General features: G+C 62.3%; 17 protein-coding genes and 1 tRNA gene. 9 read left to right on the top strand and 9 right to left on the bottom strand.

What is annotated here, in order from left to right; translation table 11 throughout:
• Positions 1–45: 45 nt before the first annotated feature.
• The 3 genes from ACF8GB_RS10695 to ACF8GB_RS10705 all read right to left on the bottom strand — a co-directional run bounded on the left by ACF8GB_RS10695 (position 46) and on the right by ACF8GB_RS10705 (position 2,683).
• Complete coding sequence (locus ACF8GB_RS10695) at positions 46–324, bottom strand: hypothetical protein (protein ID WP_196124520.1); 279 nt, start codon at positions 322–324, stop codon at positions 46–48.
• A 100-nt stretch (positions 325–424) separates the two neighbouring features.
• Complete coding sequence (locus ACF8GB_RS10700; RefSeq protein WP_196186518.1) at positions 425–595, bottom strand: hypothetical protein; 171 nt, start codon at positions 593–595, stop codon at positions 425–427.
• An 84-nt stretch (positions 596–679) separates the two neighbouring features.
• Entirely contained in the window at positions 680–2,683 is a 2,004-nt protein-coding gene (locus ACF8GB_RS10705; RefSeq protein ID WP_058639166.1) for a BCCT family transporter, read from the bottom strand.
• Positions 2,684–3,159: 476 nt separating this feature from the next.
• On the opposite strand from ACF8GB_RS10705, the gene betI reads away from it, so the two are divergent.
• The 3 genes from betI to betA all read left to right on the top strand — a co-directional run bounded on the left by betI (position 3,160) and on the right by betA (position 7,161).
• Entirely contained in the window at positions 3,160–3,813 is a 654-nt protein-coding gene (betI, locus tag ACF8GB_RS10710; RefSeq protein ID WP_058639167.1) for a transcriptional regulator BetI, read from the top strand.
• A gap of 38 nt (positions 3,814–3,851) precedes the next feature.
• Positions 3,852–5,324: a betaine-aldehyde dehydrogenase gene (gene betB / locus ACF8GB_RS10715; protein ID WP_023532870.1), complete on the top strand. Its 1,473-nt coding sequence runs from the start codon at positions 3,852–3,854 to the stop codon at positions 5,322–5,324.
• Positions 5,325–5,469: 145 nt separating this feature from the next.
• The gene (gene betA, locus ACF8GB_RS10720; protein ID WP_058604247.1) at positions 5,470–7,161 is read left to right on the top strand and encodes a choline dehydrogenase; all 1,692 of its coding nucleotides are present in this window, start codon (positions 5,470–5,472) and stop codon (positions 7,159–7,161) included.
• 38 nt (positions 7,162–7,199) lie between these two features.
• Here betA and hisF read toward each other — a convergent pair whose 3' ends face one another.
• The 6 genes from hisF to ACF8GB_RS10750 all read right to left on the bottom strand — a co-directional run bounded on the left by hisF (position 7,200) and on the right by ACF8GB_RS10750 (position 12,247).
• Positions 7,200–7,970 (bottom strand): imidazole glycerol phosphate synthase subunit HisF, encoded by a 771-nt coding sequence (gene hisF, locus ACF8GB_RS10725; protein WP_058604246.1) that lies wholly within the window; start codon positions 7,968–7,970, stop codon positions 7,200–7,202.
• A gap of 83 nt (positions 7,971–8,053) precedes the next feature.
• Entirely contained in the window at positions 8,054–8,803 is a 750-nt protein-coding gene (hisA, locus tag ACF8GB_RS10730; protein WP_392527012.1) for a 1-(5-phosphoribosyl)-5-[(5-phosphoribosylamino)methylideneamino]imidazole-4-carboxamide isomerase, read from the bottom strand.
• A 27-nt stretch (positions 8,804–8,830) separates the two neighbouring features.
• Positions 8,831–9,091, bottom strand: a complete 261-nt coding sequence (locus ACF8GB_RS10735; RefSeq protein WP_027914086.1) for a DUF2164 domain-containing protein — start codon at positions 9,089–9,091, stop codon at positions 8,831–8,833.
• On the bottom strand, positions 9,092–9,730 hold the full coding sequence (gene hisH / locus ACF8GB_RS10740; protein ID WP_058604243.1) for an imidazole glycerol phosphate synthase subunit HisH: 639 nt from the start codon (positions 9,728–9,730) through the stop codon (positions 9,092–9,094).
• Positions 9,731–10,324 carry an imidazoleglycerol-phosphate dehydratase HisB gene (hisB, locus tag ACF8GB_RS10745; RefSeq protein ID WP_023532883.1) on the bottom strand — a complete coding sequence of 198 codons (594 nt, stop codon included), beginning with the start codon at positions 10,322–10,324 and terminating at the stop codon, positions 9,731–9,733.
• Positions 10,325–10,585: 261 nt separating this feature from the next.
• A complete protein-coding gene (locus ACF8GB_RS10750) occupies positions 10,586–12,247 on the bottom strand; it encodes an OFA family MFS transporter (RefSeq protein WP_196126437.1) in 1,662 nt (553 codons plus the stop codon).
• Between the two features lie 283 nt (positions 12,248–12,530).
• Here ACF8GB_RS10750 and ACF8GB_RS10755 point away from each other — a divergent pair, with 283 nt between their 5' ends.
• The 6 genes from ACF8GB_RS10755 (at position 12,531) to ACF8GB_RS10780 (ending at position 18,022) form a co-directional block, all read left to right on the top strand.
• The gene (locus ACF8GB_RS10755) at positions 12,531–14,786 is read left to right on the top strand and encodes an AsmA family protein (protein ID WP_392527013.1); all 2,256 of its coding nucleotides are present in this window, start codon (positions 12,531–12,533) and stop codon (positions 14,784–14,786) included.
• Positions 14,783–15,847, top strand: coding sequence for an A/G-specific adenine glycosylase (mutY, locus tag ACF8GB_RS10760; RefSeq protein WP_058639171.1), 1,065 nt, complete (start codon positions 14,783–14,785; stop codon positions 15,845–15,847). The genes ACF8GB_RS10755 and mutY overlap by 4 nt, the downstream gene beginning before the upstream one ends.
• Complete coding sequence (locus ACF8GB_RS10765) at positions 15,847–16,119, top strand: oxidative damage protection protein (RefSeq protein ID WP_058639172.1); 273 nt, start codon at positions 15,847–15,849, stop codon at positions 16,117–16,119. The genes mutY and ACF8GB_RS10765 overlap by 1 nt, the downstream gene beginning before the upstream one ends.
• A gap of 91 nt (positions 16,120–16,210) precedes the next feature.
• Positions 16,211–16,286, top strand: a tRNA-Phe gene (locus ACF8GB_RS10770).
• A 224-nt stretch (positions 16,287–16,510) separates the two neighbouring features.
• Positions 16,511–17,491, top strand: a complete 981-nt coding sequence (ppk2, locus tag ACF8GB_RS10775) for a polyphosphate kinase 2 (protein ID WP_078477840.1) — start codon at positions 16,511–16,513, stop codon at positions 17,489–17,491.
• A gap of 87 nt (positions 17,492–17,578) precedes the next feature.
• Positions 17,579–18,022 carry a hypothetical protein gene (locus ACF8GB_RS10780; RefSeq protein WP_058639911.1) on the top strand — a complete coding sequence of 148 codons (444 nt, stop codon included), beginning with the start codon at positions 17,579–17,581 and terminating at the stop codon, positions 18,020–18,022.
• Positions 18,023–18,240: the final 218 nt, after the last annotated feature.

Here is an 18,240-nt window from a genome sequence, read left to right on the forward strand (position 1 = left end):
CGGCCGCTCACTGGGGCTGCCCAAGAGTCCACGCAGACAAGCCTGCTACCGAGCGCTCAAGCCGTGAAGCGACAGGTTGTGCAGCAGCGCCGTTATCATGACCAGCTGCAGCCAGCGATCGCGGCTGACGCCCATACTGCCGACAGCACGCCAGTACTTGACCTGTGCCGCGTTGAAATAGTCGTCCAGTAAAAGCAGCAGGTCTTCGAAGGCAGGTTGCAGAGCCACGAGATCGATTTGATCGCCCTCGGCAGTCTCGAACGGGTCGGGGATGGCAAAGAAGTGTTTGCCGCTGAGCAGCAGATACTGATTGATGTTGGCCACTGGCGTGAAGTCCAGCACCCGGTTGTGCAGCTTGGCCTTGAGTATCTCGTCTACGAGTGGAAGGGTCGTTGGTGCCCATCGGGGTTCGCCCTGACCAGGCTCAGCTGGTTGGCATCCTTGAGCGTGGGCGATGAACGGCAATCAGGGGGTAGTGCTCGATCAGCAAGCCCATGATTTGCAGGCTGGCTACCTGCCGTAAGGTAGGCCGACCAGAAAACTGCGCGTTGACCTGGGCTTTGAAGTCGTATGAAGCGGCTCGAGCGGTGAGCATGGTGGGCCTCCTTGAATCGGGAGACCCACCGTAGCCACGCACGTGTGGTCATTGGCCGTACATATTGCTAGGCCAGGTCGTGCGTCAGCTGTAGACCCGCCCCAACACCTGGCGGTGGCTCTCGAACTGATCCAGCACATCGCGCACGATTTGTTCAGGCGCAAAGCCCATCAGGTCATACTCCTGGCTACCGTCGTGCAAATACACTTCGGCGCGGTAGAAGCGTTGCCGTACCTCGGGCTCACCCTCGGCCGGGGCTTCTGTTGGTGCAGCCATGTAACCATCGAGGCTGACTTCATAGACGAAGGGGTTGCCTTCTTCCATCATCACTCGCAGGCCCATCATGTTGCGCGACTGGCCGACCCGGGTCTCGACGTCGAAGCCCTGGGTTTGCAACTGGGCCGCTGCATCCTTCAGCGCAGGGCTTACCTGCTTGTCCATGAAGCGCTGCACCACCGCCTGGGTCGGTTGCAGCTCGAGCTGAGTCAGGCGCTCACTGAAGCCTCGACGGCCACGTGCGGCCAATTCGGCCCGCTCCTGCTCCATGGCCACGTCCTGCCGCATGGCCTTGTACAAGCCGAACATGAACAGCACCAGCACCACCGAGAACGGCAGGCCTGCCAGCACCACCATGGTCTGCATGGCTTCGAAGTTGCCGGCGAACAACAAGCCGATGGTGACCAGCGTGATGATCACCGACCAGAACACCACCATCCAGTGCGGGGCGTCCTCGTCGACCTTGCCACCTTTGCACGACAGGTTCGCCATCATGACTGCGCCGGAGTCCGCTGGGGTCAGGAACAACACGAAGCCAACAAACACGGCCACACCGATCACGATCTTAGCTGCCGGGAAGTATTCCAGCAGTTGGTAGATCGACATGGACGGCTGCTCGAGGGCGGTCTTGCCCAGTTCCACGGCGCCATGGTTGATCACCAAGTCCAGGGCGGTATTGCCGAAGATCGACAGCCACGCCAGGGTGAAGCCCAGCGGGATCAACAGCACACCGCTGACCAACTGGCGCACGGTACGGCCCTTGGAGATCCGGGCAATGAACATGCCCACGAACGGACCCCAGGAAATCCACCAGGCCCAATAGAACACCGTCCACAAGCCCAACCAGCGTTCGGACTTGCCCGCCTCACCCTCATACACATAGAGGTCGAAGGTTTTCAGCACGATGCCGTTGAGGTAGTCGCCCACGTTCTGCACGAAGCCGTTGAGCAGGTGCAGGGTTTCGCCACCCAGCAGGACAAAGATCAGCAGGCCACTGAACAGCGCGATGTTCAGGTTGGACAGGCGGCGGATGCCGTTTTCCACGCCCGAGACCGCTGCCACTGTGGCAACACCAGCCATTACCAGAATCACCACCAGCAGGTTGGTCTTGCTGTGGTCCATGCCGAACAGGTATTCAAGCCCCGACGCGACCTGCATCGAGCCGATCCCAAGGTTGGTGACCAGGCCCAGCAGGGTCACGAACATGCCGAAGATATCCACAGCGTTGCCGGCAGCGCCCTTGACCCAGCGCTCGCCCACCAGTGGATAAAGTGCCGAGCGCAGTGCCAGCGGCTGGTTGTGACGGTAGGCGAAATAACCCACGGCCAGGCCCACCAGGGCGTAGATCGCCCAGCCGTGCAGGCCCCAGTGCAGGAACGTGAGCTGCAGGCCCTGACGCGCCGCTTCCAGGCTGGCCGGCGTGCCTTCGGGCGGATTGAAGTAGTGATCCAGCGGCTCGGATGCGCCGAAGTACAACAGCGAGATACCGATGCCCGACGAGAACAGCATGCCGGCCCAGGCGCCATAGCTGAAGTCAGGCTGGTCTTCCTTGCCGCCCAGCTTGAGCTTGCCGTAGTCGGAAAACGCCAGGTAGATGACGAACAGCAAGTAGCCGCAGATCACCAGCATGTAGTACCAGCCGAAACTGCGCGTCAGCCACTGCTGGGCGACGCCCAGTACGCGGCCGGCAGTTTCAGGAACAGCGATAAGCAAGGCAGTCAGAACGAGGATCATCAGCGCCGAGGTGTAGAACACCACGCGGTTGACCCGTACCCTCTCGGCGGGGGGTTTGGTTAGTGAGGCAGAACTCATTGCAAGAAGGCTCCGGGCAGAACGGCAGTGGAGGCTAATCGGTCTTCCTGAGCATTTGGTGGAATACCCCCACTGCATCAGGTGTTATAAAAGCACCCTGGAAATCGCGGTTTCGAACCGATCCGCTGCAACACATACGCCGTTACCACCGCTTCAAAACGCTGCGCACGGTTGAAAGTGCGCGCATTGGTCACAGGGATATCGCCCGATCCTGAGGCATGTCGCAGGTTGTCCACACTGCGACGGCGTCTGCGTCCTTTATCGATCGCCCCCGTTACAAGCCTTGCCGGCCCTGGGTTTGCGCGATTTCCTAAGGTTTCAATCGATGCCGCTGGAGCCGTCACATGGGCTGTCAATGGCACAAATTGTCGCAGAGCTTATTCTTTATTGATTGAACGTTCAATCAAAACAAAATAGACTGGTCTTCGCTGAGTCAGACGCTGGTCGTCTGCTCGCAGACCTGAGGAGAAAGCAAGATGCCCAAGGTCGGTATGCAACCCATCCGCCGTCAGCAGTTGATCGAAGCCACGTTACAAGCGGTCGATCAGGTCGGTCTGGGGGACGCCAGCATTGCGCTCATTGCCCGTTTGGCCGGCGTGTCGAACGGCATCATCAGTCACTACTTTCGGGACAAGAACGGCCTGATCGCAGCGACGATGGGCTACATCATGAGCATGCTCAACGAAGGCGTGCGAGCACGCCGCCAGGCGTTGACGGACGATGCGCCGCGCGCCCACCTGAAAGTGATAATCGAGGGCAACTTCGATGCCAGCCAGGTGAATGGCCCGGCGATGAAAACCTGGTTGGCCTTTTGGGCTTCCAGCATGCACCAGCCCGATCTGCACAGGTTGCAACGGATCAATGACCACCGTTTGTACTCTAACCTGTGTTGCCAGTTTCGCCGCGTGCTGCCGCTTTACCATGCACGCAAGGCAGCCCGCGGGCTGGCGGCTCTGATCGACGGCCTGTGGCTGCGTGGAGCCTTGTCGGGGGATGCCTTCGACACCGACCAGGCGATACGGATCGCTTACGAATACATGGATCTACAACTGGCCAAGCAGCGCACACTGGGCACCGACCCTGCTGCTGAAAAACGGCGCACGGCCTCTGCCAGCACGGCAGGAGCGTGACGCCTGGCCTACACACACATTGCACTTGCGAGGACACTATGGCCCGTTTCGGAACGCAAAAACTCTACATCGATGGCGGTTACGTCGACGCTGGCACCGATGCCACCTTCGAAGCCATCAACCCGGCTACCGGCGAAGTGCTTGCCCACGTGCAACGCGCCACCGAGGCTGACGTCGAGAAGGCTGTCGAAAGCGCCGAGCGCGGCCAGAAAGTGTGGGCGGCCATGACTGCCATGCAGCGCTCGCGCATCCTGCGCCGCGCCGTGGACATCCTGCGCGAACGCAACGACGAGCTGGCTATGCTGGAAACCCTGGACACCGGCAAGTCCTACTCCGAAACCCGCTACGTCGACATCGTCACCGGCGCTGACGTACTGGAATATTACGCAGGCCTGGTCCCTGCCATCGAAGGCGAGCAGATTCCGCTGCGCGAATCGTCCTTCGTCTACACCCGTCGCGAACCGCTGGGCGTGACTGCCGGTATCGGCGCCTGGAACTACCCGATCCAGATCGCCCTGTGGAAATCCGCACCGGCCCTGGCTGCCGGCAACGCGATGATCTTCAAGCCGTCGGAAGTCACCTCGCTGACCACCCTCAAGCTGGCCGAGATCTACACCGAAGCCGGCCTGCCGGACGGCGTGTTCAACGTACTGACCGGCAGCGGCCGCGAAGTCGGCAGCTGGCTGACCGAGCACCCGCGCATCGAGAAGATCTCCTTCACCGGCGGCACCACCACCGGCAAGAAGGTCATGGCCAGCGCCTCGAGCTCCTCGCTCAAGGAAGTGACCATGGAGCTGGGTGGCAAGTCGCCGCTGATCATCTGCGCCGACGCCGACCTGGACAAGGCCGCCGACATCGCCATGATGGCCAACTTCTACAGCTCGGGCCAGGTGTGCACCAACGGTACCCGCGTGTTCATCCCAGCCGAGCACAAGGCCGCCTTCGAAGCCAAGATTCTCGAGCGCGTAGCGCGTATCCGTGCCGGCAACCCGGAAGATGAAAACACCAACTTCGGCCCGCTGGTCAGCTTCCAGCACATGGAAAGCGTGCTGGGCTACATCGCCAAGGGCAAGGAAGAAGGTGCCCGCGTACTGTGTGGCGGCGAGCGCCTGACCGAAGGCGACTTCGGCAAGGGTGCCTTCGTGGCCCCGACCGTGTTCACCGACTGCCGCGACGACATGACCATCGTCAAGGAAGAGATCTTCGGCCCGGTCATGAGCATCCTCAGCTACGAGACCGAGGAAGAAGTGATCCGCCGCGCCAACGACACCGAATACGGCCTGGCTGCCGGTGTGTGCACCAACGACCTGAACCGTGCCCACCGCATCATCCACCAGCTCGAAGCGGGCATTTGCTGGATCAACGCCTGGGGCGAGTCGGCAGCCGAAATGCCGGTGGGCGGCTACAAGCAATCGGGCGTTGGCCGCGAGAACGGCATCAGCTCGCTGGCCCAATACACCCGCATCAAGTCGGTACAGGTCGAGCTGGGCGACTACGCCTCGGTCTTCTGACCGGCCGTAGCACGCCAGCCCATGCTGCAGGACAGCGCCGGTCGTTGACCGACCGGCCCTTGCAGCACTCATCCATTTGCGCGTGAGGCCAGGCTGCACCAGGTGCAGCGCCAGACGCGCAACTGCTTCCGGAGGAAGCTTCCCCATGGAATACGATTACATCATCGTTGGTGCCGGCTCTGCCGGTAACACCCTGGCTACTCGCCTTACCGAAGACGCAGGCACCACCGTGCTGCTGCTAGAAGCCGGCGGCCCTGACTATCGCTTCGACTTCCGTACTCAGATGCCAGCTGCCCTGGCCTTCCCGCTGCAAGGCCGCCGCTACAACTGGGCCTACGAGACCGACCCGGAGCCGCACATGGACGGCCGCCGCATGGAATGTGGCCGCGGCAAGGGCCTGGGTGGCTCCTCGCTGATCAACGGCATGTGCTACATCCGCGGCAACGCCCTGGACTTCGATGGCTGGGCTGAGCTGCCAGGCCTGGAAGACTGGACCTACCTGGACTGCCTGCCGTACTTCCGCAAGGCCGAAACCCGCGACATCGGCCCCAACGACTACCACGGTGGTGACGGGCCGTTGAGCGTGGCCACGCCCAAGGCTGGCAACAACCCGCTGTTCAACGCAATGGTCGAGGCTGGCGTACAGGCCGGCTACCCGCGCACCGAAGACCTCAACGGCTACCAGCAGGAAGGCTTCGGCCCGATGGATCGTTCGGTGACCAAGAATGGCCGCCGCTCCAGCACTGCCCGCGGTTACCTGGACCAGGCCAAGAAACGCCCCAACCTGACCATCGTGACCCACGCCCTGAGCGACCGCGTACTGTTCGACGGTAAGCGCGCCATTGGTGTGAGCTACTTGGTGGGCGACAGCGAAGAGCGCGTCGAAGCACGTGCCCGCAAGGAAGTGATCGTCAGCTCCGGCGCCATCGCCACGCCGCAACTGCTGCAGCGCTCCGGCGTGGGCCCGCGCGCCCTGCTCGAAAGCCTGGACATCCCGGTCGTTCACGACCTGCCAGGCGTTGGCGAAAACCTGCAGGATCACCTGGAACTGTACCTTCAGTACGCGTGCACCCAGCCCGTCTCGCTGTACCCGTCGCTGCTGTGGTGGAACCAGCCGGCCATCGGCGCCGAGTGGCTGTTCAACGGTACCGGCATCGGGGCCAGCAACCAGTTCGAGGCCGGCGGTTTCATTCGCTCGCGCCCTGAATTCAAATGGCCGAACATCCAGTACCACTTCCTGCCGGTAGCCATCAACTACAACGGCTCCAAGGGCGTCAAGGAACATGGCTTCCAGGCGCACATGGGCTCGATGCGCTCGCCTAGCCGCGGCCGCGTGCAGGTCAAGTCCAAGGACCCACGCCAGCACCCAAGCATCCTGTTCAACTACATGGCCACCGAGCAGGACTGGGAAGAATTCCGTGACGGTATTCGCCTGACCCGCGAAATCATGGCCCAGCCAGCGCTGGACCCGTACCGTGGTCGCGAAATCAGCCCAGGTGCGCACGTGCAAACCGATGAAGAGCTGGACAAATTCATCCGTGAGCACGCCGAAACCGCCTACCACCCATCGTGCTCGTGCAAGATGGGCACCGACGACATGGCAGTGGTCGATGGCGAAGGCCGCGTGCATGGCATGCAGGGCCTGCGTGTAGTGGATGCGTCGATCATGCCGATCATCATCACCGGCAACCTCAACGCCACCACCATCATGATCGCCGAGAAAATCTCGGACAAGATCCGTGGTCGCAAGCCGTTGCCGCGCAGCACTGCCAAGTACTACGTGGCCAACGACGCGCCGGTCAAAGGCAAGCCCATGCGTGAAGTGAAGCAGGGCTGATCACCAAAGGGGCTGCCTGGCAGCCCCTTTTTTTCGAGTCAGCGAACGACTATTCCGCGCGCTGCCATATAGGCCTTGGCCTCAGGCACCGTGTACTCCCCAAAATGGAAGATGCTGGCAGCCAACACGGCACTGGCATGCCCTTGCAAGATACCATCGGCCAGGTGCTGAAGGTTACCCACCCCGCCCGAGGCGATCACCGGGATGCTCAACGCATCGCTGATGGCACGGGTCACGCCCAGGTCGAACCCGTTCTTCATGCCATCCTGGTCCATGCTGGTCAGCAGGATTTCGCCCGCACCCAGGTCTTGCATCTTCTTCGCCCACTCCACCGCGTCCAGGCCGGTCGGCTTGCGCCCGCCATGGGTGAAGATTTCCCAGCGCGGGGTTTCACCGGGGCCGGATACCTGCTTGGCATCGATGGCCACGACGATGCACTGGGAACCGAAACGGTCCGCCGCCTCGCCCACGAAGTCCGGGTTGAATACCGCGGCAGTGTTGATCGATACCTTGTCGGCACCGGCATTGAGCAGGTTGCGGATGTCCTGCACGGTGCGCACCCCACCCCCCACGGTCAGCGGGATGAACACCTGGCTGGCCATGCGCTCGACGGTGTGCAGGGTGGTATCGCGACCATCGACGCTGGCCGTGATGTCGAGGAAGGTGATCTCGTCGGCACCCTGCTCGTTGTAGCGCCGGGCAATCTCCACCGGATCGCCGGCATCGCGGATGTTCTCGAATTTGACGCCCTTGACCACACGGCCGTTGTCCACGTCCAGGCAAGGGATGATGCGTTTAGCTAAAGCCATGAGAGGGCTCCTGGGAAGCAACTGCAAGCGGCAAGCGTGGGGCAACACAGGAGACGCCACAGGCGCCCCCTTGTCGCGCTCGCTTAGCGCTGGCCAATGCTCGGGTAGTTGTCACAGAAGGCCTGGGCCTCGGCTACGTCGAGGGTGCCCTCGTAGATGGCGCGGCCGGTGATGGCGCCAATGATGCCAGGCGCCTTGGCTTCGAGCAGCGCCTTGATGTCGCCCAGGTTGTGGATGCCACCCGAAGCGATCACCGGAATCGACGTGGCTTCTGCCAGGGCCTTGGTGAACGGTACGTTGCAGCCCTGCATCATGCCGTCCTTGGCGATGTCGGTGTAGACGATCGCCGAGACGCCATCGGCCTCGAAGCGCCTGGCCAGGTCGATGACCTGCACGGTGCTCACTTCGGCCCAGCCATCGGTGGCGACGAAGCCGTCCTTGGCGTCCAGGCCGACGATGACCTTGCCAGGGAAGACCTTGCAGGCCTCGGCCACGAATTCAGGCTGCTTCACCGCCTTGGTGCCGATGATGACATAGCTGACGCCAGCCTTGACGTAGTGCTCGATGGTTTCCAGCGAGCGGATGCCGCCACCGATCTGGATCGGCAGGGTCGGGTAGCGCTTGGCGATGGCGGTGACCACTTCACCGTTGACCGGCTGGCCTTCGAAGGCACCGTTGAGGTCGACCAGGTGCAGGCGACCGCAGCCGCCCTCGACCCACTTGGCGGCCATGCTCACCGGGTCATCGGAAAATACCGTGGAATCTTCCATGCGGCCCTGGCGCAGACGCACGCAGGCACCGTCCTTCAGATCGATAGCGGGGATAATCAGCATCTTGGGAACCTGTCCGTTCTTGGGGTTTCAGGGCTTCTCGAGCGCCCACAGATCGCTTTCGATGCTCTCGAACCGCTCCTTGAGGTGCAGCTGAACATCGGCGATCGCCCTGTTGTAGTAATGGGGTGCAATGTGATGGGTGAACAGTTCGAGCACCTCGGCGACTTCGAATGACCCCAGTTCCAGCTCGAAACGGTCTTCGAGAAAGCGCTTGAGCGTATCGAGCGCTTCACGCTCCTGCTCGGGGGCCAGCGTGAGGATCGGCGCCTTGGTCTTCGAACGGCTCATTTACCAGCGCCCGTCCCAGGCCACGAAGTTCTGCAGCAGTTGCAGGCCATGGGTATGGCTTTTCTCCGGGTGGAACTGGACCGCGAAACGCGAACCATCGGCCAGCGCCGCGGCGAAATCGACGCCGTAATGGCCACGGCCAACCACTTGGGTGGGCTTGCCGGCGGCAATGTAGTAGCTGTGCACGAAATAGAAACGCGCCCGGTCGCTGATGTCGTGCCACAGAGGGTGGTCGACGCTCTGGCTGACTTCGTTCCACCCCATGTGCGGCACTTTCAGATGCTCGCCGTCTTCTTGCAGGTCTTTGCCGAACAAGCGCACCTGGCCCGGGAACAGGCCAATGCAGTCGACGCCGTCGTTTTCTTCACTGTGCTCAAGCAGCGCCTGCATGCCTACGCAGATGCCCAGGAATGGGCGATCCTGGCTCACTTCACGCACCAGGCTGTCAAAGCCCAGGCGGCGAATCTCGGCCATGCAGTCGCGAATGGCACCAACGCCTGGGAACACCACCCGGTCCGCTTCGCGGATCACCGCTGCATCACTGGTGACCAGTACCTTGCCGGCGCCGACGTGCTCAAGCGCCTTGGCCACCGAGTGCAGGTTGCCCATGCCATAGTCGATTACCGCTACCGTCTGCATTTACAGGCACCCTTTGGTAGACGGCATCTGCCCGGCCATGCGCTCGTCGAGGGTAACAGCCATGCGCAGTGCGCGGCCGAAGGCCTTGAACACGGTCTCGATCTGGTGGTGGGTGTTGTGCCCCCGCAGGTTGTCGATGTGCAACGTGACCAGGGCGTGGTTGACGAAGCCCTGGAAGAATTCCTGGAACAGGTCGACGTCGAAACCGCCGACGCTGGCACGGGTGTAAGGCACATGCATCTGCAGGCCGGGGCGGCCGGAGAAGTCGATGACCACGCGCGACAATGCTTCGTCCAGCGGCACATAGGCGTGGCCGTAGCGGAAGATGCCTTTCTTGTCGCCGATGGCCTGGGCGAACGCCATGCCCAGGGTGATACCGACGTCCTCGACGGTATGGTGATCGTCGATATGCAGGTCGCCCTTGCACTCGATATCCAGATCGATCAGCCCATGGCGGGCGATCTGGTCCAGCATGTGTTCAAGGAAAGGCACGCCGATATCGAATCGGGCCTTGCCACTGCCATCGAGGTTGATCGAGCACTTGACCTGGGTTTCCAGGGTATTGCGCTCGACGGAAGCCTTACGTTCGACCATCACCAGCTCCGCAAAATCATTAGGCGAAAAGGGCTGCATTATAGGCGCAGATGGCCGCTGCTTGGAACGCGCAAGACATATGGCAAGCCCAGTGATGACGGGGTCGGATACCGCTACAGGTCTATACAACCGGGAGGAAATGACCGCTTTTGCGATAACTCTAGGGCCGCCACTGAACGCGGCCCTGTTGCACTTGCCGACAGCATCGATGCCACGGGGCCCGGCGCGAATGCCCCATGACAACGCTTCGACCGGCCTAGGTCAGTGGAACAATACGGCGGTCTTCTGCAGGGTCACCCAGACGCCCCAGGCCAACGGCACCACCACCACGGCCCAGGCCAACAGCACCAGCGGCAGGCTGCCAGGTGCGGCCTTCCATTCGAGGGATCGCACGCCGTCAGCGCCCTTGTCATGGCTCAACGCACGTTCGGCAGCCAGCTGCGCATCGGTCATGAAGTGCTTGTCGGCCACCGGACGGATCAGCATGTTGCAGATGAAGCCCAGCACCAGCAGGCCAGCGAGGATGTACAGGGTCATGTCGTACGCTGCCGCACGCTCGACGCCAGCCGCCAACTGATACTCGCGCAGGTAGGTGATCAATACAGGCCCCAGCACCCCGGCGGCGGCCCAGGCTGTCAACAGGCGCCCATGGATGGCGCCGACCATTTGCGTGCCGAACAGGTCGGCCAGGTAGGCCGGTACCGTGGAGAAGCCACCGCCGTACATCGACAGGATGATGCAGAACGCCGCCACGAACAGCGCCACGTTGCCCAAGTGGCCCATGTTCGGGATCAGGCTGTACAGGCCAACGCCCAAGGCAAAGAAGGCGAAGTAGGTATTCTTGCGCCCGATATAGTCGGAGAACGACGCCCAGAAAAACCGCCCGCCGATGTTGAACAGGCTCAACAAGCCGGTAAAGCCCGCCGCAATGGCGGCAATCTGCGCCAATTGCGCGGCATTGAGCTGGCTGAAGGTGAGTTCATTGCCCAGCAGCTTGCCAGCGAACACTTCCTGCAACAGCGGCGAGGCCATGCCAAGAATACCGATACCGGCCGACACGTTCAGGCACAACACCAGCCAGACCAAAACGAACTGCGGGGTTTTCCAGGCTACGCTGACGTGCACATGGCGATCGGTGACCATGCCGTTGCCCGCCTTCTTGGCCGGTGCGCTCCAGCCTTCGGGCTTCCAGCCGGTGGGCGGGATGCGATACGCCAGGGCGCCGGCCGTCATGAACACGAAGTAGATCGCGGCCATGACCACGAAGCTCTGCCATACGCCCACCTCGTGCGCGTTGCCAAAATGGCCCATCAGCGCCGTGGCCAACGGTGCACCCACCATGGCTCCGCCGCCGAAGCCCATGATAGCCATGCCGGTGGCCATGCCGCGCTTGTCCGGGAACCACTTGATCAGGGTGGAAACGGGCGAAATGTACCCCAGGCCCAAGCCAATGCCGCCGATCACACCGGAACCCAGCCACATCAGCCACAGCTGATGGGTCTTCACCCCGATGGCGGAAATCAGCATGCCGCCACACCAGCACAGCGCCGAGACCAACCCGGCCTTGCGCGGGCCGGCGTGCTCCAGCCAACCGCCCAGCACGGCGGCCGAACAGCCGAGGAAGACGAAGAATAGGGTGTAGATCCAGCTGAGCATCGAAATGGGCCAGTCGCACTCGGCGCTGAACAACCGGGCAATGAAGCTCATGTCTGGCGCGCATGCCACTGGCGCCGTAATGCCCAAGGCTTGCGACAACGGCAGCCAGAACACCGAAAAGCCATAGGCCATGCCGATGCACAGGTGAATGGCCAGAGCAGCCGGGGGCACCAGCCAGCGGTTGAAGCCCGGCCGGGCGATGATGCGTTCCTTGGAGAGGAAGCCTGGCGCACTGGCCAGGGCATCCGCCGTCACGGTACGGCTCATGGAGATGATCCTTTTTATAAGTTGTGGAGGCAGGCAAAGCGGCGCAAGGGTGCAGTATCCGATCACATGAAAGCAATCTGATATCGCCCATTTTAGTTCGGCTGACACGGTCAGGCGCTGTAGCCGATCTTTCTGAACTGCCATGATCACCGCTGTCGAAAGCCGTAGCATCTGCTTGGCATGTAGGAAATGGCCGGTATATCCAGGCGAATAAACAGGGACGGCCGCTGCGGCGCTATACTCTCGCGCTTGAATTCACATTCCGATAGTTAAGGACTCGCCCATGAAAGCGTTCGGCAAAATCCTGGGCCTAGGGCTTCTCGGGTTGTTGCTGATCATCGTGGCGCTGGGCTTTGCCCTGACCCACCTGTTCGATCCCAACGACTACAAAGACGAGATTCGCCAGTTGGCGCGCGACAAGGCTCATGTGGAGCTGACCCTCAACGGCGACATTGGCTGGAGCCTGTTCCCATGGCTGGGGCTGGAGCTGCATGACGCCAGCATCGCCACCTTGAATGCGCCCAAGTCGCCCTTTGCCGACTTGCAGATGCTGGGCCTGTCGGTGCGGGTACTGCCGCTGCTGCGCCGCGAGGTGCAGATGAGCGATGTGCGCGTCGAAGGGCTGAACCTGATCCTGACCCGTGACGAACAGGGGCATGGCAACTGGGAGGACTTCGGCAAGCCATTGCCCGCGTCGGCCGAAGGCAAGACCCCTGCGCCAGGGGATACGCAGGGCACCGAAAACAGCGATCAGCGCTCCGGCACCGCCAGCGCAGACCGACCGGTCAAGCTCGATATCGACAGCTTGACCGTGAACAATGCACGCGTGCAGTACACCGACGCACGCAGCGGCGTCAGCTACAACGCCGAAAGCATTCAGCTCAGCACTGGCGCGGTGCACGAAGGCGCCAGTATTCCACTCAAGGCCAGCGCATTCATCAGCGCCAGCCAGCCCAACATCAAGGCGCGCACCGAACTGGCCGGCGAGCTGCGCCTGGACCGTGCGCTCAAGCGCTACAGCTTCGAAGACATGCGCCTGTCGGGTGAAACCTCCGGCGAGCCTACCGGCGGCAAGACCGTGACCTTCGCCGCCCAGGGCCAGTTGCTGCTCGACCAGGCCGCCAACGTGGCGTCATGGAACGGCCTGAAACTGTCGGCCAACCAGCTGCGCGCCCTGGGCGAACTCAACCTGCGTGAGCTGGACAAGACGCCGCAGCTAAGTGGTGGCCTGTCCATTGCGCAGTTCGACCTGCGCACGTTCCTGGACGGTATCGGCCATCCGCTGCCTGCTACCCAGGACCCGGCCGCCTTCGGCAAACTCGAACTGGTCACGCGCCTGCAGGGCACGCCTGCCAGCATCGCCCTGGAAGATTTGTCGGTGAAACTGGACAGCAGCACCTTCACCGGGCGCGTGGCGATCGAAGATTTCGCCAGGCAAGCCCTGCGCCTGCAACTTAAGGGCGACAGCTTCGATACCGACCGGTACCTGCCGGCCAAAAGCGAAGAGGCCAAGGGCGCCACTGCTGCGCGCAAGGCCCAGGTACAGCAGCAAGAAGCCAGTGCCGTGGCCGGTGCAGGCAGCACACCGCTGCCCGACGCCCCCACCCAGGGCGCTTGGAGCACCGACAAACTGCTGCCGGTGGACCGTCTGCGCGTCCTCGACCTGCAGGCAGACCTGAGCTTCGGTTCGCTGACGCTGGACAAGCTGCCCATCGGCAACGCCCGCCTGACAGCCAATGGCCAGGGTGGGCTACTGACCCTGCAAACCTTGCGCGGTGACCTGTACAACGGCACCTTCGAGGCCAAGGGCACGGTCGATGTGCGCCCCGCCGTGCCACAACTGGGGGCCAATACCCGCATCCAGCGAGTACCGGTCGAGCACTTCATCAAGACCGACGACAAAGACAAGACGCCGCCGGTCAAGGGCCTGCTGACCCTGTCCAGCGACCTGACCGCCACCGGTAACAGCCAGAAAGCGCTGGTGGACACGCTCAACGGCACGGCCAACTTCACCATCAATGACGGTGTGCTGGTCAATGCCAACCTCGAACAGCAACTGTGCCAGGCCATCGCCACGCTCAACCGCAAGTCGCTCAGCGGCGAGCCGCGCGGCAAGGACACCCCGTTCCAGGAGCTGCGTGGCAGCGTGGTGATTCGCAATGGCGTGGCCAGCAACCCTGACCTTAAGGTGCGAATCCCAGGCCTGACCGTCAACGGCCATGGTGACGTGGACCTGCGGGTATTGGGCATGGACTACAACGTGGGTGTGATCGTCGAGGGCGACCAGCGGGCCATGCCCGACCCGGCCTGCCAGGTCAACGAGCGCTATGTGGGTGTGGAAGTACCGCTGCGCTGCCGTGGCCCGTTGGAGCTGGGCGCCAAGGCCTGCCGTCTGGACAAGGACGGCATGGGCAAGGTCGCTGCCAAACTCGCAGGCAATCGCCTCAAAGACAAGATCGACGAAAAGCTCGATGAAAAACTCGGAGACAAAGTGAGCCCGGAACTCAAAGACGCGCTCAAGGGGCTGTTCAAGCGATGACACCCGAGCAGTTTTCCAGCGCTGTGCTGGAGTGGTACGACGCACACGGTCGGCACGATCTGCCCTGGCAACAGGGCATCAACCCGTATCGTGTATGGGTGTCTGAGATCATGCTGCAACAGACCCAGGTCAGCACGGTGCTGAACTATTTCGACCGCTTCATGCACGCGCTACCGACCGTGCAGGCGCTGGCCGAGGCGCCCGAGGACGAGGTGCTGCATTTGTGGACGGGCCTGGGCTACTACACCCGCGCCCGCAACCTGCAGAAGGCTGCAAGAATCGTGGTCGAGCAGCATGGCGGGGTGTTCCCGCGCAGCGTCGAGCAGCTTACCGAGCTGCCGGGTATCGGCCGCTCCACAGCCGGCGCCATCGCCAGCATCAGCATGGGCATTCGTGCGCCGATCCTGGATGGTAACGTCAAGCGGGTGCTGGCCCGGTTCACCGCCCAGGCCGGTTACCCCGGTGAGCCGAAGGTGGCCAACCAACTGTGGGCCACCGCCGAGCGCTTCACGCCCAAGCTTCGTGCCAACCACTACACCCAGGCAATGATGGACCTGGGCGCGACGCTGTGCACCCGCAGCAAACCCACCTGCCTGCTCTGCCCGGTACGGCGCGGCTGCGAGGCGCACCTGCATGGCGAAGAAACCCGCTACCCCGAGCCCAAACCGCGCAAGGCGCTACCGCAGCGGCGCACGCTGATGCCGCTGCTGGCCAACGACGACGGCGCCATCCTGCTGTACCGTCGCCCGTCCAGTGGCCTGTGGGGCGGGCTGTGGAGCTTGCCGGAGCTCGACGACATCGGCCAGCTCGACGACCTGGCCGACCAGCACGGCCTGCGCCTGGGCCGCAGCCGCGCCCTGGACAACCTGACCCACACCTTCAGCCACTTCCAGCTGGCCATCGAGCCTTGGCTGGTGCACGTCGACCCGGTCGAAGGGCACATGGTCGAGGCCGACTGGCTCTGGTATAACCTGGCCACCCCACCGCGCCTGGGCCTGGCCGCCCCGGTGAAGAAGCTGCTCAAACGCGCAGCCGACGAACTGATTGCAGGAGATGCCTGATGACCCGCACCGTGATGTGCCGCAAGTACAACGAAGAACTGCCCGGCCTGGACCGCCCACCCTATCCGGGGGCCAAGGGCCAGGACATCTTCGATCACATCTCGCAGAAGGCTTGGACCGACTGGCAGAAGCACCAGACCATGCTGATCAACGAAAAGCGCCTGAACATGATGAATGGCGAGGACCGCAAATTCCTCCAGGCCGAGATGGACAAGTTTTTCGCCGGCGAAGAATACGCCCAGGCAGAAGGCTACGTCCCGCCCTCGCAGTGACCTCGGAGAACGTAAGCGACGGAATTAATTTAATATTTTTTTCAAAAAGTCGTTGACGAGCAGTCTGAAAGTCTATTTAATTCACCTCGTCGCCCAGATAGCTCAGTCGGTAGAGCAGAGGATTGAAAATCCTCGTGTCGGCGGTTCGACTCCGTCTCTGGGCACCACCTTCAGCTTCTGGTGGTTGCAAAGTTACCCGAAGCGACACAAGAAACCCGCCCAGTGCGGGTTTTTTGTTGCCTGTCGAAAAGTGCTGGTGGACCGCCCTTCGTCATGGGTAGCCGTCGAGCAGCAGCACTCATCCCGGCCAAGTTGACCAACATCAAAAAGCCAGCCCCCTGTCGTCCTTAGCATTCAAGGTGAACATTCGAACCACCTTGCAAGGACCTCCATGAGCGAAGACGCCCCTCTCCAGACTCCCCCTCCCCTCGAGAACGCTGCCCCCAAGGCCAAGCCGCGCACTCGCCGCCCCCGCCCGCGCAAACCCGAACCTGCCATCACCGCGATCAGCCAGGCGCCCGCCGCATTGGAAGTCGCCACCGCCCCCAAGGGCAGCAGCGAAGACAGCACATCGGCGCGCTTGCCATTAGGCTACCCCTACCCGCAGCGCTTGCGTCGACAAGAGTACGAAAGGGCCAAGCACGCCCTGCAGATCGAGTTGCTCAAGGTGCAAAGCTGGGTGAAAGAAACAGGTCAGCGGGTGGTGATTCTGTTCGAGGGGCGGGACGCTGCAGGCAAGGGCGGGACCATCAAGCGGTTCATGGAGCACCTGAACCCCCGGGGCGCTCGCATCGTTGCGCTGGAAAAGCCGTCGGAGCAGGAGAAAGGCCAGTGGTACTTCCAGCGCTATGTGCAGCACCTGCCCACGGCGGGAGAAATGGTGTTCTTCGACCGCTCCTGGTACAACCGCGCCGGCGTTGAGAAGGTGATGGATTTCTGCTCGCCCCTTCAGTACCTGGAGTTCATGCGCCAGGCGCCGGACCTTGAGCGGATGCTGTGCAACAGCGGCATCCTGCTGTTCAAGTACTGGTTTTCGGTGAACCGCGAAGAACAACTGCGCCGTTTCATCTCGCGCCGTGACGACCCCCTCAAGCACTGGAAACTGTCGCCCATCGACATCAAGTCCCTGGACAAGTGGGACGACTACACCGCCGCCAAGGAGGCCATGTTCTTCCATACCGACACCGCCGACGCGCCGTGGACGGTGATCAAGTCCGATGACAAGAAGCGTGCGCGCATCAACTGTATCCGCCACTTCCTGCATTCGCTGGACTACCCGGACAAGGACTTGAGCGTGGCCTACGCGCCGGACCCTCTGCTGGTCGGCCGGGCATCGCGCGGGTTCGAGGAGGACGACGCGATCGCCAGTTGACGGCCACTGGTGCGTGCATGGCACTTGGGTTTCGCGGGCAACTGCGCTTCAATACGCGCACTTTCAAGCCCCACCCAAGGATTGCCCATGGCCACCTCTACCAAGCAACAAAAACGCGCCAAGCGCGCCGCCACCAAGGCCAAGCAGAACCGCATGGTACGCAGCGGCCAGGCCGTGAAGGCCAGCGCAGGCGATAGCGCCAGCGTCGAGCAGGTGTTCGACAAGGCCATGGCGTCGGCCAGTTACGACCCTTTGTTCAAGAAGATGAAAGAAGCGCAGGAAGGCGGCCTGGTGCCAATGATCTCGGTATTCCTGGTGGACCCGCTGCTGGCCTTGGTGCTCAAGGGCCACAAGGAAGAACACGCGACCGACTATATCGTGATGGTATTCAACGCCTACCGTGCATGGCTCGATGGCGCGGACGAAGACACGACCATGGCGTGGCTGGAAAGCGATGAGTTCCAACAGGCTTACCTGGCTGCGTCCGAGCTGGTGGCCAAGCAGCAGCAACAGCAGAAGCAGTTTGGTTGATTGCTGTCAGGGGCGGTTCGTTGCAGGGCGAACCGGTTTGGCAGGTGGCTGGGGGCTGAAGCTTTTTTGAAAGACTTCCCCGGCACACAGCTGGAAATTATCCCATCTGTGGGCCTTGCCGGGGCGCCTGATCGGCCGTGATGGGCTGCTCAGCAGCCCGAGATTTCAGCTTCTGAGCTGATATCGTTGGGGCCGCCTTGCGGCCCATCGCGGCACAA

Origin of the sequence: Pseudomonas sp. xss_4, assembly GCF_043104125.1 — a bacterium.
In the GTDB taxonomy this organism is placed as follows: Bacteria; Pseudomonadota; Gammaproteobacteria; order Pseudomonadales; family Pseudomonadaceae; genus Aquipseudomonas; species Aquipseudomonas parafulva_B.